The sequence below is a fragment of the Streptomyces sp. NPDC049887 genome (assembly GCF_040656535.1).
GTDB lineage: Bacteria > Actinomycetota > Actinomycetes > Streptomycetales > Streptomycetaceae > Streptomyces.
On the sequence record NZ_JBFAMM010000018.1, the window covers coordinates 31,373 to 43,444 of the forward strand.

The 12,072-nt window shown below is 72.3% G+C and carries 14 protein-coding genes; 6 read left to right on the forward strand and 8 right to left on the reverse strand.

Annotated elements, in window-relative coordinates; translation table 11 throughout:
- Nucleotides 1-45 precede the first annotated feature (45 nt).
- Nucleotides 46-897 carry a methyltransferase domain-containing protein gene (locus AB0J10_RS21785; protein ID WP_363063978.1) on the reverse strand — a complete coding sequence of 284 codons (852 nt, stop codon included), beginning with the start codon at nt 895-897 and terminating at the stop codon, nt 46-48.
- Between the two features lie 236 nt (nt 898-1,133).
- Here AB0J10_RS21785 and AB0J10_RS21790 point away from each other — a divergent pair, with 236 nt between their 5' ends.
- From AB0J10_RS21790 to rfbD, 5 genes are all read left to right on the forward strand, one after another.
- Nucleotides 1,134-1,574, forward strand: a complete 441-nt coding sequence (locus AB0J10_RS21790) for an FAD-dependent monooxygenase (RefSeq protein WP_363063980.1) — start codon at nt 1,134-1,136, stop codon at nt 1,572-1,574.
- A gap of 295 nt (nt 1,575-1,869) precedes the next feature.
- Complete coding sequence (rfbA, locus tag AB0J10_RS21795; protein ID WP_363063982.1) at nt 1,870-2,814, forward strand: glucose-1-phosphate thymidylyltransferase RfbA; 945 nt, start codon at nt 1,870-1,872, stop codon at nt 2,812-2,814.
- Nucleotides 2,815-2,863: 49 nt separating this feature from the next.
- The gene (gene rfbC, locus AB0J10_RS21800; RefSeq protein ID WP_363063984.1) at nt 2,864-3,493 is read left to right on the forward strand and encodes a dTDP-4-dehydrorhamnose 3,5-epimerase; all 630 of its coding nucleotides are present in this window, start codon (nt 2,864-2,866) and stop codon (nt 3,491-3,493) included.
- A gap of 268 nt (nt 3,494-3,761) precedes the next feature.
- Complete coding sequence (gene rfbB, locus AB0J10_RS21805; protein WP_363063986.1) at nt 3,762-4,736, forward strand: dTDP-glucose 4,6-dehydratase; 975 nt, start codon at nt 3,762-3,764, stop codon at nt 4,734-4,736.
- Entirely contained in the window at nt 4,733-5,635 is a 903-nt protein-coding gene (gene rfbD, locus AB0J10_RS21810; RefSeq protein ID WP_363063988.1) for a dTDP-4-dehydrorhamnose reductase, read from the forward strand. The genes rfbB and rfbD overlap by 4 nt, the downstream gene beginning before the upstream one ends.
- A gap of 180 nt (nt 5,636-5,815) precedes the next feature.
- Here rfbD and AB0J10_RS21815 read toward each other — a convergent pair whose 3' ends face one another.
- The 5 genes from AB0J10_RS21815 to AB0J10_RS21835 form a co-directional block, all read right to left on the reverse strand.
- Complete coding sequence (locus AB0J10_RS21815; protein ID WP_363063990.1) at nt 5,816-7,090, reverse strand: glycosyltransferase; 1,275 nt, start codon at nt 7,088-7,090, stop codon at nt 5,816-5,818.
- Between the two features lie 7 nt (nt 7,091-7,097).
- On the reverse strand, nt 7,098-7,700 hold the full coding sequence (locus AB0J10_RS21820; RefSeq protein WP_363063992.1) for a tetratricopeptide repeat protein: 603 nt from the start codon (nt 7,698-7,700) through the stop codon (nt 7,098-7,100).
- A gap of 710 nt (nt 7,701-8,410) precedes the next feature.
- A complete protein-coding gene (locus tag AB0J10_RS21825) occupies nt 8,411-8,551 on the reverse strand; it encodes a DUF6126 family protein (protein ID WP_363063994.1) in 141 nt (46 codons plus the stop codon).
- Nucleotides 8,541-9,218, reverse strand: a complete 678-nt coding sequence (locus AB0J10_RS21830; protein WP_363063996.1) for an XRE family transcriptional regulator — start codon at nt 9,216-9,218, stop codon at nt 8,541-8,543. Before AB0J10_RS21830 ends, AB0J10_RS21825 begins: the two co-directional genes overlap by 11 nt.
- A gap of 229 nt (nt 9,219-9,447) precedes the next feature.
- Nucleotides 9,448-9,930 carry a helix-turn-helix domain-containing protein gene (locus AB0J10_RS21835; protein ID WP_363063998.1) on the reverse strand — a complete coding sequence of 161 codons (483 nt, stop codon included), beginning with the start codon at nt 9,928-9,930 and terminating at the stop codon, nt 9,448-9,450.
- A gap of 95 nt (nt 9,931-10,025) precedes the next feature.
- On the opposite strand from AB0J10_RS21835, the gene AB0J10_RS21840 reads away from it, so the two are divergent.
- A complete protein-coding gene (locus AB0J10_RS21840) occupies nt 10,026-10,511 on the forward strand; it encodes a PaaI family thioesterase (RefSeq protein WP_363064000.1) in 486 nt (161 codons plus the stop codon).
- Nucleotides 10,512-10,680: 169 nt separating this feature from the next.
- On the opposite strand, the gene AB0J10_RS21845 is transcribed toward AB0J10_RS21840, so the two are convergent.
- Together AB0J10_RS21845 and AB0J10_RS21850 are read right to left on the reverse strand one after the other, a co-directional pair.
- Nucleotides 10,681-10,935, reverse strand: coding sequence for an EF-hand domain-containing protein (locus AB0J10_RS21845; RefSeq protein WP_363064002.1), 255 nt, complete (start codon nt 10,933-10,935; stop codon nt 10,681-10,683).
- A 571-nt stretch (nt 10,936-11,506) separates the two neighbouring features.
- Entirely contained in the window at nt 11,507-11,911 is a 405-nt protein-coding gene (locus tag AB0J10_RS21850) for a hypothetical protein (RefSeq protein WP_363064004.1), read from the reverse strand.
- Between the last annotated feature and the right edge of the window lie 161 nt (nt 11,912-12,072).

Here is a 12,072-nt window from a genome sequence, read left to right on the forward strand (position 1 = left end):
GACCCGGGTTCGTCACGCCGGCGTTCCCGGCGCCGGGTCCTCGCGTCAGCTGCGGTGTGCCGTCACGAGCAGATACTCCCAGTCCATGGCCATGCCGCCGTCCTCGGTGCCGCCCGTCGCGGAGGCCTGGTCGCGTACCAGCGCGGCCAGTTCCCGGTCCAGGGCCTCGACGCGTTCGGGGGCGTCGGCGATATTGCGGTAGACCGTGATCGTGGGGCCGTAGTTCTTCTTGAAGTAGTCGCCCACTTCCCCGGGGGTCGCGAACCGGTCCACCCGAACGGTCTCCCGACGGGCCTGTACCGAGGTGACTCGCTCTCCGAGCAGTGCCCGCACATGCCTCTCGTCACCCCACAGCGGCGGGGGCTGCGCACCGGGCGGCGGTGGGGGAGCGTAGGGCTTCATCGTCGAGAACATGCGGCCGATGAAGCCTTCGGGGGTCCAGTTGAGCAGCCCGATCGTGCCGCCGGGCCGGCAGACGCGCAGCATCTCGTCGGCGCCGGCCTGGTGGTGCGGTGCGAACATGACTCCCACACAGGACATGACGGTGTCGAAGGTGCCGTCCGCGAAGGGCAGCGCCTCCGCGTCGGCCTCGCGCCATTCGAGCTCCGCGCCGAGTCCCTCCGCGACCAGTCGGCCCGCGTGGAGGAGTTCCGGCGTCAGGTCCGAGGCGACGACGTCGGCCCCGGCCAGGGCCGCCGGGATCGCGGCGTTGCCGGTGCCGGCCGCCACGTCCAGTACCCGCGTCCCGGCGCGGATGCCGCATGCGTCCACCAGCACCCTGCCGAGTGCCGGGATCAGCTGGTCCGCCACCGCGGGGTAGTCGCCCAGGGCCCACATCGCCCGATGCCTGGCCTTCACCGCCCGGTCGGCGTCGCTCGCGCCCGTCGGGTCGCCCATGACGGACACACCTCCCTCGCCATACTGCCGCCGGCGGCACGAGACGGCCCCGCGGCCATGTCGTCGTTCCTCCCATCATCCGCCGCGGACCGTTCCGGCGCCGTTCGACGAGGAGGGAGGGCCGAGCGGGCGACGGCGCGCCCGACTACGGGCGCCGCGAGCCCTGCCCGCAGGTCTGGCACGGACACCGTGAACCGGGCCTCCCGCCTTCGGCTGAGGGCGCAGCCGGCACCGACGTGGCACGAGCAGCCCGGTCGCCGCCGTCCGCTCCTGCCGGCCCGGCCCGGACCTGCTTCCGTACGCAGCGTCGCCTTGCCGCGCGCCACGGCAGCCGGCGGGTGCCGCTGACCGGCGACGCCGCCCATGGGTGCGGCCCGGTCGGCGGGCAGGGCCTCGCCCCGGGTCTGCGGGACGCGGTCTCCCTCGCCGCCGTTCCGCCCGACGCGACCGCCCGCGGGGGCCCGGCCGACGAGGGGCTCACGGGCCGACGCCGGGCACGCCGCGCCGACGCGGTGGGCGTCCTCGTCCGGAGGGACCTCGCCACCCGTGCCCGGGCGCTGGGCTCGCCGCCCGTCCGCGCCGTACGGGACACCGTCCTGCGTGGCGTCCTCGCCACTCCGGTCGGACGCCGCCTGCTCGCGGAGGCGGTCGCCGGACCGCGCCGGTCCCGGTCCTGAGTCGTTCGCACGGGCAGGTGCCCTGCCATCGGGTCGAACTGCCGGAGGGGACCGCCCTCATGGGCGGGCCGTGCGAAGTGGCGCGTGATCGCGCGCTGCGGCAGCCTCCGGAAGCCGTGCCCGTGTCCTTGCTCCGTCGGCACGGCGCGGTGGGGCGGTCGCACGGCACGGTGCGAGGTGACCACACCGCACCGCGCGAGGTGACGCGGTGGGACCGGCACGGTGCCGCGCGGATTCCCGCAACGGCCGCGCGCCGCGTCCAAGTTTGTGAGGTACGGGCCCTTAACGTTTCCTCATGCGTGGAATTCTGCTGGCCGGTGGCAGTGGGTCGAGGCTGTGGCCACTGACCCGTTCGGTGTCCAAGCAACTGCTGCCGGTGTTCGACAAACCGATGGTCTACTACCCGCTTTCCACGTTGGTGATGGCGGGCGTCCGCGAGATCCTGGTCATCACGACCCCGGACCAGCAGGACCAGTTCCGCCGGCTGTTGGACGACGGCAGCAGGCTGGGCCTGCGTATCACCTACGCGGAGCAGGAACGGCCGGAGGGCATCGCCCAGGCCCTCCTGCTGGGCGCGGACTTCATCGGGGACGAATCCGTGGCGCTGATCCTGGGCGACAACATCTTCCACGGCAGCGGTCTCGACACCCGGCTGGCGCACTGCGCGCGGACGGCGGGCGGCCGGGTGTTCGCGTACCAGGTCGCCAACCCCTCGGCCTACGGCGTGGTGGAGTTCGACGAGCACGGAAGGGCCCTGTCGATCGAGGAGAAACCGGTCCGGCCCAAGTCCCGTTACGCCGTGCCCGGTCTGTACTTCTACGACAACCGCGCCGTGGAGATCGCCCGCGGCCTGCGCCCGAGCGCACGCGGTGAGTTGGAGATCACCGACGTCAACCGCGCCTATCTCGAAGCCGGTGAGCTCCAGGTCACCAGGCTCGACCGGGGCACCGCCTGGCTGGACACGGGCACCTTCGCGTCGTTGGTGCAGGCGTCGGAGTTCGTCCGGGTCATCGAGGAGCGCCAGGGTTTCAAGATCGGCTGTGTCGAGGAAGCCGTCTGGCGGGCCGGGCTGATCGACGACGACAGGCTCCGTGCCCTGGCCCGGCCACTGCTCAGGAGCGGTTACGGCGAGTATCTGCTGGGCCTGCTGAGCGAGGCCGGGTGCACCGTCGCATCCCGGCGCGGCAGCGGGCCACCGCGGCAGGAACCGCTGCGGACGGAACCGGTGCCGGCCGTGTGACGACGGAACGGCGGTCAGCACACGCGCACGTGCGGAAGGAACACCTCACATGAGACCACTGGGCATCGAGGGAGCCTGGGTCGACACCCCCCGGGTCTTCGACGACAGAAGGGGCCGCTTCCACGAGTGGTTCAGGGCCGACCGGTTCCGTACCGTGACCGGCCACCCTCTCCGGCTGGAGCAGGCGAACTGCTCCCGCTCCGTACCCGGCACACTGCGCGGCATCCACTACGCGTCGGTTCCGCCCGGACAGGCGAAGTACGTCACCTGCGTCAGCGGAGCGGTGCTCGACGTGGTGGTGGACATCCGTACCGGTTCCCCCACGTTCGGGCAGTGGGAGGCCGTCCGGCTCGACGACCGGGAGCACCGGGCCGTCTATCTGTCGGAAGGGCTGGGTCACGCGTTCATGGCCCTGGAGGACGGTGCCACCGTGGTGTATCTCTGCTCCGAAGGCTATGCGCCGCACCGTGAGCACGGGGTCCACCCCCTCGACCCGGACCTGGCCGTCGAGTGGCCCCGGGACCTCACCCCGGAGCTCTCCGAGAAGGACGCCGCGGCCCCTTCGCTCGCGGAGGCGGGGCGGTGCGGGATCCTGCCCTCCTACGCGGAGTGCGTCGCGTACCGCCGGGGGCTGCGGACGCGAGCGGACGTCGGTGCCGCGGCCATGACCACGGCATAGCCGGACGACCCGAACGGATGCAGGCCCTGCACGGTCCGCCATGTGGTCCGTCCTCACGGGAGGAACCCGGGTGCGTCGACCGCGGGCGCGGGGTCGGCGTGCCCGCAGGAGCCGGTGCGCGCGGAGGGCGGCGTCGCAGCCCGGTACCCCGTTCGCCGGAGTGCGCGGAGTCCGCCGGAACCCTGCAGAGTTGGTCGAGTTCCGAGGGTTCCGCCGGAACGGCCACCAGTGCCCGGATGCTGCCGGGCGACACAAGCATCGGAGGATCATGCGCGTCCTTGTGACCGGCGGTGCCGGATTCATCGGTTCTGAGTACGTCCGGCAGCGGCTGCGAGCGGATCCCACTCTGGGCATCACGGTCCTGGACAGCCTCACCTACTCAGGCGTCGAGGCGAATCTGGCATCGGTGGCCCGGCATCCCGGCTACCGGTTCGTACACGGCGACATCTGCGACCCCGAGGTCGTCGACCAGGTGATGGCGGACCACGACGCGGTGGTGCACTTCGCGGCCGAGTCCCACGTGGACCGGTCGATCGAAGGAGCCGGTCCCTTCGTCAGGACCAATGTCGTCGGCACCCAGGTCCTGCTGGACGCGGCACTGCGCCACCGCGTGGGACGGTTTCTGCACGTCTCCACCGACGAGGTGTACGGCTCGATCGGCGAGGGCTCGTGGACCGAGACGTCACCGCTCGCGCCCAACTCCCCGTACTCCGCCTCCAAGAGCGCCGCCGACCTCCTCGTCCTCGCCTACCACCGCACCCACCGGCTGGACGTGGTCGTCACGCGGTGCACGAACAACTACGGACCCCACCAGTTCCCCGAGAAGATCGTCCCACTGTTCATCACCAACCTGATCGACGGGAAGTCCGTCCCCCTCTACGGCGACGGCCGCAACATCCGGGACTGGCTGCACGTCTCCGACCACTGCCACGGCATCGACCTCGCCCTGCGCCACGGGAAGGCGGGGGAGGTCTACCACATCGGCGGCGGGACCGAGGTCAGCAACCACAAGCTCACCGGACTGCTCCTGGACGCCGTCGGCGCGGACTGGGACCGGGTCGAGTACGTGGCCGATCGCAAGGGCCACGACCTGCGCTACTCACTGGACGACGGAAAGATCCGCGAACAGCTCGGCTACGCACCGCGGGTCGCCTTCGCCGAAGGCCTGGCAGCCACCGTCGCCTGGTACCGAGAGAACCGGGCCTGGTGGGAACCGCTCAAGGCCGGGGCGGCGCTGCGATGACCGTGAAGTGGCTGGTGACCGGCGCCGGCGGGATGCTCGGCCGCGACGTCGTCACGGAACTCGCCGGCGTCCGGGGCGCCGACGTCACCGGACTGACCCGGCACCAGCTCGACATCACCGACCGGACAGCCGTGCGCGCGGCCCTCGACGGGCACCGCGTCGTCGTCAACTGCGCGGCGTGGACGGACGTGGACGGCGCCGAGGGCGCCGAGGAGACGGCAACCGCCGTCAACGGCACGGGCGTCCGTCATCTCGCGCGAGCGTGCGCGGACGGCGGGGCGGTTCTCTTGCACGTCTCCACCGACTACGTCTTCCCCGGCGACGCCCACGATCCGTATGCCGAAGGCGCGCCGACCGCCCCGGTCAACGCCTACGGGCGGAGCAAACTGGCAGGAGAGCGCGCGGTGGCCGAACTCCTGCCCGACACCGGTTACACCGTGCGCACCGCCTGGCTCTACGGCACCCACGGACGCAACTTCGTGACCACGATGCTCGAACTCGCCCGCCGACGCGAGACGCTGGACGTGGTCGCGGACCAGCACGGTCAGCCGACCTGGTCCTGCGCACTGGCCCGCCAGCTGATCGCGCTGGGCCGCGCCGCCCTCGCCGGCCTGGCGCCGGCGGGCATCTACCACGGCACGGCGACCGGTCGTACCACCTGGTACGGGCTTGCCCGGGAGACCTTCCGGCTGAGCGGTCTCGACCCCGAACGGATCCGCCCGGTAGGTTCCGTGGCCTTTCCGCGGCCGGCGGCCCGGCCGGCGTTCGCCGTGCTGGGGCACGCCCGCTGGCCGGCCGCCGGCGTTCCGCCCCAGCCCCGGTGGGACGACCAACTGCCGAAGGCGCTGAGCGCACCCGCGCTGGCCGCGCTGGCCGCCGCGGCACGCACCTCGCGCTGACGCCGGACCGGCGGCACCGACCGGCCCATGGCGCCCGGTCCCCGCCCGGCAGGCGTGTGGGAGCGCCGTCGCCGCCGTTCAGGGCGGCTCGCCCGCGGCCGCGACCCGCGCCGGCACTTGCGGACGACGCCGCAGCCGGGAGACTGCGACCTCGCTCTTCCCACACATCGAAGGGCGGCACTAGACCAGCAGCGGCCCGCCGCAGCGGGCCGCGCCCTCCTTCATGGCGATGAGGTTCGCCACCACGTAGGAGATGTCGTTCTTCGAGTGCCAGTCGGTCGGGAAGTACGTGACCAGGCGGGAGTTCTGGAAGCGCGCCTCGATCTCGGGGACGAAGGACCGGTACTGGTTGTCGGTGTAGTACCAGAACGAGTTCTCGTTGTAGAACGCGACGTGCGTGGGATCCTGGTAGGCACCTCGGCCGTCGGAGCTGGGTGTCATGGTCAGGAGCATTCCGCCGGGCGCGAGCAGCCGGTACAACTCGTTGATCAACGGCACCTTCGCGGGTACGTGCTCGAGGAAGTCGACCGCTCGCAGCAGGCCGACGGAGTTGTCCGGCAGGTCCAGCCTGGCCGGCAGGGTCGCGACGATGTCGACGCCGTCCCCCGGGCGCTGGTCCACCCCGAGATAGCCCGGCGGCTTGCGGTGGGCCGCTCCCAGGTCCAGCGCGAGCAGCCCGCGGCGGCGCGTCCAGGCGAGGGCGTTGGCCTCGATGTACTTGTCGTACAGCGCCACCGTCTCCCGCTGGATGTGCGCGTTGATCTGCGGGTCGCGCTGGGTGTTGGCGGTGTGGAGGCGCTGGAGGTACAGGCATGCCTCGATGTGGTGGAAGTCGCCGACCTGGAAGAGCCGGCACATCAGGTCCTGGTCGTCCAGTACGGTGCGGGTGGCGTCGTACCCGCCGACCTTCTCGTAGACGTCCCTGCGGAACGACCTCACGTGGTTCGGCGCGTACCAGATGTACGAGACGTTGTGCGGCGTCGGTGACATCGTCTTCGCGGCCAGCAGCCGGCGGCCGTCGACGTCCACCTCCTCGTACTGCCAGCCGTGGGCCTCGTTGAACCGGGTGTCGTCCCGCCCGCCGTCCTCGGTGATCTGGGCGGTGTTGCTGTAGACGAACACCGCCTCGGGCTGCTCGTCGAACGCCTTCCCCAGCTCGGCCAGGCAGTCCCTCGCCAGCAGGTCGTCATGGTCGAGTTCCACGAGGATCTCGCCCCGGGCGAGTTCGCACGCCCTGCGCTTCGCCGCTCCCACCCCCCGGAGCTCGTCCGCGATCTCCACCCGTACGCGGTCGTCCGGACGCTCCGGCCGCCACCTGGCGCCGTTGTTGAGCAGGACGATCCACTCCCAGTCGGAACAGGACTGTGCCTGCAGGGTCGCCAGGCACTCGTCCAGGAATCGCGGCCGGTGGCTGGGGGTGAAGACGGAGAACCTCGGTGTCGCATTCGGCGTCATCTGGGGGCTACCTGCCTGCGCTCGTCGTGGATGAGGGGCTCGGCCCCGTGGAGTCCCTGAACTTCTCCGGCACCTGGGAGTGCAGCGACGGATCGGCCGCGACGGCACGGCGGTAGGCGTCCCGGGCCTGGCTGTCCCGGCCCTTCCGCGACAGCGTGTCGCCCAGCTGGAAATGGGCCGTCGAGGCTTTCGGGTTGATGGTGACGGTCCGGTTCAGCAGTGCGATCGCCCGGTCGGGATCACTCGTCTTGAGCAGCACGGCCTGGTTGAAGAGGGCCGAGGTGAACGACGGATCGATCTTCAGCGCGGCGTCGTAGGCCTTGAGCGCGTCGGCCGGCCTGCCGTCCCGCGCGGAGACGACGCCGACGTTGTACCAGGCGAGCTTGTTGCGCGGTTCCATCTCCAGGACCCGCTTGAAGGTGGCCTCCGCTCCGTCGAAGTCATGGTGCTGCGCCTGCACATGGCCGGCCTGCAGCAGCGCATGCGCTGTGAGCGGGGTGAGGGGTGCCTCTTCGGACTTGCTGTCCGGGGTGGTCGCGGGATGGGACATGACCGCCCAGGTGACCGCCCCGGCGGCGACCGCGACCGATGCACCGAGGCCTGTCCACAATTGCCAACTCTTCACGTGGTCACATCTCAGGGAGTGGGTGCGGCCGTCCGGCTGCTGCCGAACGGCCGCAGGAGGGATGTCGGGGGACGGCACCGACGGGAGAGAACCCGAACCACCGTCACTGCCGCCAAAGTTACGAGGTGACCCGGTATGTCGTCATCTGTCATGGGTACTTGAGGCGAACAGACCACCCGAACGCACGCACTCCGGCACCGGCCCAGGTCCCTCTCGGCCCCGGCGAGGGGGCATCGCGCGGGCGGCACGGCCGGCGGCCGGTGCCGCTGTGTGCTCCCGAGGCTCGCAGGGGACCCGCAGCGGCGCGACCGTTCCGCCGCGCCCGCCGTCGCACCGGTACGACCGACGGAAAAGGTGCAGTATCACGGGACCATGCGGTTCCCGCGTCAGGACCGCCGCCCTGGATTCCGTGATGCGGGCGGTCCTCAGGGTGCGCGGCATGAGCCGGTTACCCGGCGCGGGGGACGCAGGGCGAGCCGGGGCCGCTGGGCGCCACCGCCGTGACCTCCGCGACGTGACGGCGGGCGGGCTTGGCCGGTCCGTGCGCCCGGGGCGGGTCGGGCGGGTGCCGCGTGCGGACCCGTCCGGCGATCTCGGGCGGTGCCGCGCCCCCGGGCGCTCCGGCGCACGGTGACGGCGCACGGTCCCGCGCCGCGCATCGCCGGGCCCGAAGCGCACGCCGCTTGGTGGACCGCCTACTTCGCGCCGACGGAGAACAGCAGATAGAGGAAGCCGGCCACGAGGTGCCCCGCCACGATGTAGGCGAACAGGCGCAGCGCGAACCCCTTGGGGAACCGGCCGTCCCCGCGTTCGACGCCCGTCCTCTCAGTCGGCACGGTCGTCTCCTTCCGGAGGGCTTGTGCGCCGTCCGGCGCCGCGCGTGGCCGGACGGTACCCGCCTCCCACGCACAGGTCACTCGCGTGGCTCTGCAGAAGGGTGTGGACGAAGAGAAGGTCCGCGCCTCCCGGTGGCACAGCGGTGATCCGGTGGGGGGTGAGGCTGTCGTAGTGGGCGGAGTCGCCCGGCTCGAGGGTGTGGTCCTTGCCCCCGAGCGAGAGCCGGAGCCGGCCCGTGAGCACGTAGAGCCACTCCTCGCCGGTGTGGACCCGGACCAGTTCGTCCCGGACGTTCGGTGGGACGTGCACGCGGAGCGCCTGCATCGCGCGCCGTGAGCCGCCGGCCTGCCGGTAGGTCCACCCGTCCGCTCCCAGCGACCCCGTCGCCGAGGCCCGGATCACGGGGTCCCGCTCGGGAGGGGGCTCGCCGAGCAGATCGGAGACGGTGGTGCCGTACGTACGGGCCAGAGTCAGCAGCACGGGCAGCGACGGCTGCCGCTGCCCGGTCTCCAGCCGGGAGAGGTGCGCCGGGGACAGCCCCAGCCGCACTGCGGCGGCCTCTACGGTCAGGCCGCTGCGTTTCCGCAGGTCCCGGAGCTGTGATGCGACACTGGAGAGTGCGGCGCCGGTCTCCCCGGTGCTCGTCGCCGTGGTGTCTTCGGGCATTCCGCCATTGAGCCACAGTCATTTCCTCCTGGGCAAACCTCTTGCCTCAGAGGCAAGAGGGCTCCGGGAGTGTCGACGACGCCGCGGTCGTGCCGGACCGGGTCACCCGGCGGTCCGCTTGCCGCCCGAGGTTGGGCCGGGGACTGGGCATGAGCCACGATCGGGGCCGCCGGGGAGGCGGCCTCGCGCGAGTGCGCCCGTCACGGTGGGCAGAGCCCCGCTCCGGTCCTCAGGCCCGGCGCCGGGGCGGGTGCCGAAGTGCCGACGGGCCGGGCGCGGCGGTGACCTCACGCGGTGTGAGTGCGTCGTGCCCCTCGCCGCAGGCGACGGAGAGCCGGACGGGGGCGCCGCAGTCGGTGTGGTGGAGGGTCACCGCCGGCCCCCCGGGGTCCGCGGCGTGTTTGTCACCCCACTGCATGAGCGCGACGACCACGGGCCACAGGTCCCAGCCCTTCGCGGTGAGCCGGTATTCGTGGCGAGTGCGGTCGCCCGGGTCCCGGTAGGGCGCGGTTTCGAGGATGCCGGCGGCCACCAGTCTGCGGAGCCGGTCGGCGAGGACGGCCTCGGAGAGCCCGACGTGCCGGCGGAAGTGGTCGAAGCGGCGGATGCCGTTGACGGCGTCGCGCAGGATCAGCAGTGACCACTTCTCCCCGACGAGGCCGACCGTCCGCTGGACCGAGCAGTTGTCGGTGCTGAAGTCGAGCCATTCCATGCCCGCATCGTACGCCTGCTGGCTTCGACATTGACAGTCAGGTGGGGACGCATCTAGCTTCGGACATCGAAGCCAGCGGACAGGGGGAATCGGACATGGGCAGGTCACGGACATTCGAGTGGGAGGACCCGGCGATCTCGTCGGCCGCCGTCGGGCTGCAGTCGGGCCTGGACTTTCTCCGGGACATGGTGGCCGGCCGTCTGCCGGCACCACCCATCAGCGCCGCCCTCGGCTTCACCCTGGACGAGGTCGAGCACGGGCACGCGGTGTTCTCCCTGGTCCCCGGGGAGGAGCACTACAACCCCATCGGCAGCGTGCACGGAGGTGTCTATGCGACCCTCCTCGACTCGGCAGCCGGCTGTGCCGTCCAGACCACCCTGGCCCAGGGCGAGGGGTACACCTCGCTCGATCTGTCGGTGAAGTTCCTGCGGCCCGTCTCCGCGGACACCGGGAAGGTCCGGGCGGTCGGCACCGTACTGAACCGGGGCCGCCGCACCGCGCTGGCGCAGGCGGAGCTGTACGACGGCGCCGACCGTGTGCTCGCCCACGCGACCAGCAGCTGCCTGATCTTCCCCGTGTGAGGAGTCGACGAACCCGCGGGTGAGGAGGCGACGTCCCGCGTGGGGACGGCCGTGGTCCCGCGGAGCCGGCACCTGAGGCGTCCCCGTCGGCCGGCCCGTGACCGGCGGCCTCGCCGGCCCGCTCGGGGACCCGCGCGCCGTCCTGGCGACGAGCGGGCCGGTTCGGATGTCAGCGCCAGCCGAAACGGCGGTCCACCACCGCCGCGAACTCCTCGAGGGTGAGCACCGAGTCCCCGTTCTGGTCGGCCGCGTCGAACAACGCCGAGGACGCATCGGCGTCCCCCACGCCCCAGAACGGGAGATCGCCCGCCGCGGCCAGGTGCGGACCCTTCGTCCGCAGGGCCGTGATCACTTCCTCGCGGGTCAGCGTTCCGTCGCCGTCCAGGTCGAGTGCCTCGAACAGCTTGCGGGCCTTGTCGCTCATCACGTCGTCCCCGTCCCCTTCGCCTTCGCGGATGGGCGGCGCGGCCCGCCGCTCAGAGGGTCGAACGCCGATCGCCGCGTCCCGGTTCCACCGTGCGGGCACGCGTGACCGGCATCGCACCCGTGAGGCACCCGTCTCCCGCGACCGCCCGGGCGGTGGGACGCCGTCGGCCGGTCCCCGGGGGCGGTGCCCGCGCTCGTGGCGAGAGGGCCGGACGCCGCTGCCCGGAATGCCGAACCCGGGACGGAGGAGCCGGGGACCCCGGCGGGCCGAACGGGCGGCGCTCCGGTTGCACGACCTCGACGGGGCGCGGTGCTCGCCGAACTCGCGGCGCCCGGCTCATGGTTCACCGACGAGGACGTGCGGGGAGGGTCGGCCGGGCGTGGGTGACGTACGGCAACGCGGGGGTGCCGCGGCAAGACCCCTGTCCTTGCCGCGGCCCCCCGGCGCAACCGCCCTCGCACGCGGAGCGGGATCGTTCGGCGCTCCGGCGGCCGCCGGAGCGCCGAACGACCACGGTCCGCGCCGGCTCCCCCGGGCCGGGATCGGCGTTCCGGGCGCGGTGGGCCGTTCAGCCCCAGACGCTGGTGCGGTCGTACCGACGGTCGTGGACCGTTGTCCAGAGGCTGGGACACGGCTCGGCGAGGTTCCCGCACGCGCCCGGCCGGATCGCACTGCGACGGCCGGCGTCCACCAGGCACTTGCCGCTCGCGGCCTCGACGATCTCCCGGCGGTTGCTGCCCCGGTCCACCCAGCGGCAGTGCCGGCCCGGTCCCCCGCAGTGGCCGAGCACGAGGGGAGTGCCGTCCGCGATCGAGGCGTTCCGGGCGCCGGCGCAGCACTTCCCGTACACGCCGATCACGAGGAGACCGGGAGTTCCGGAGGGCCGGCAGCGGAACCGCCGGCGCAGTCGGCCCTCGCGGTCGAGCCGCTGGACGACCGCTCCCGGGTTCTGGGAGCCGCCGAGTACGTCCATGCACTGTCACGAGCACGAGGCCCGCATCTCGTGGGTGGACGCACTGGTGATCCACGGCGCGCAGCGGACCGGCGGTCCGCCGCGGTGGCGGTACCGGGGAGCCGCAGCACGAGCGGTGGTGCCAGGACCGCGAGTACTCCCCCTCGGCGCACACTTCGAGC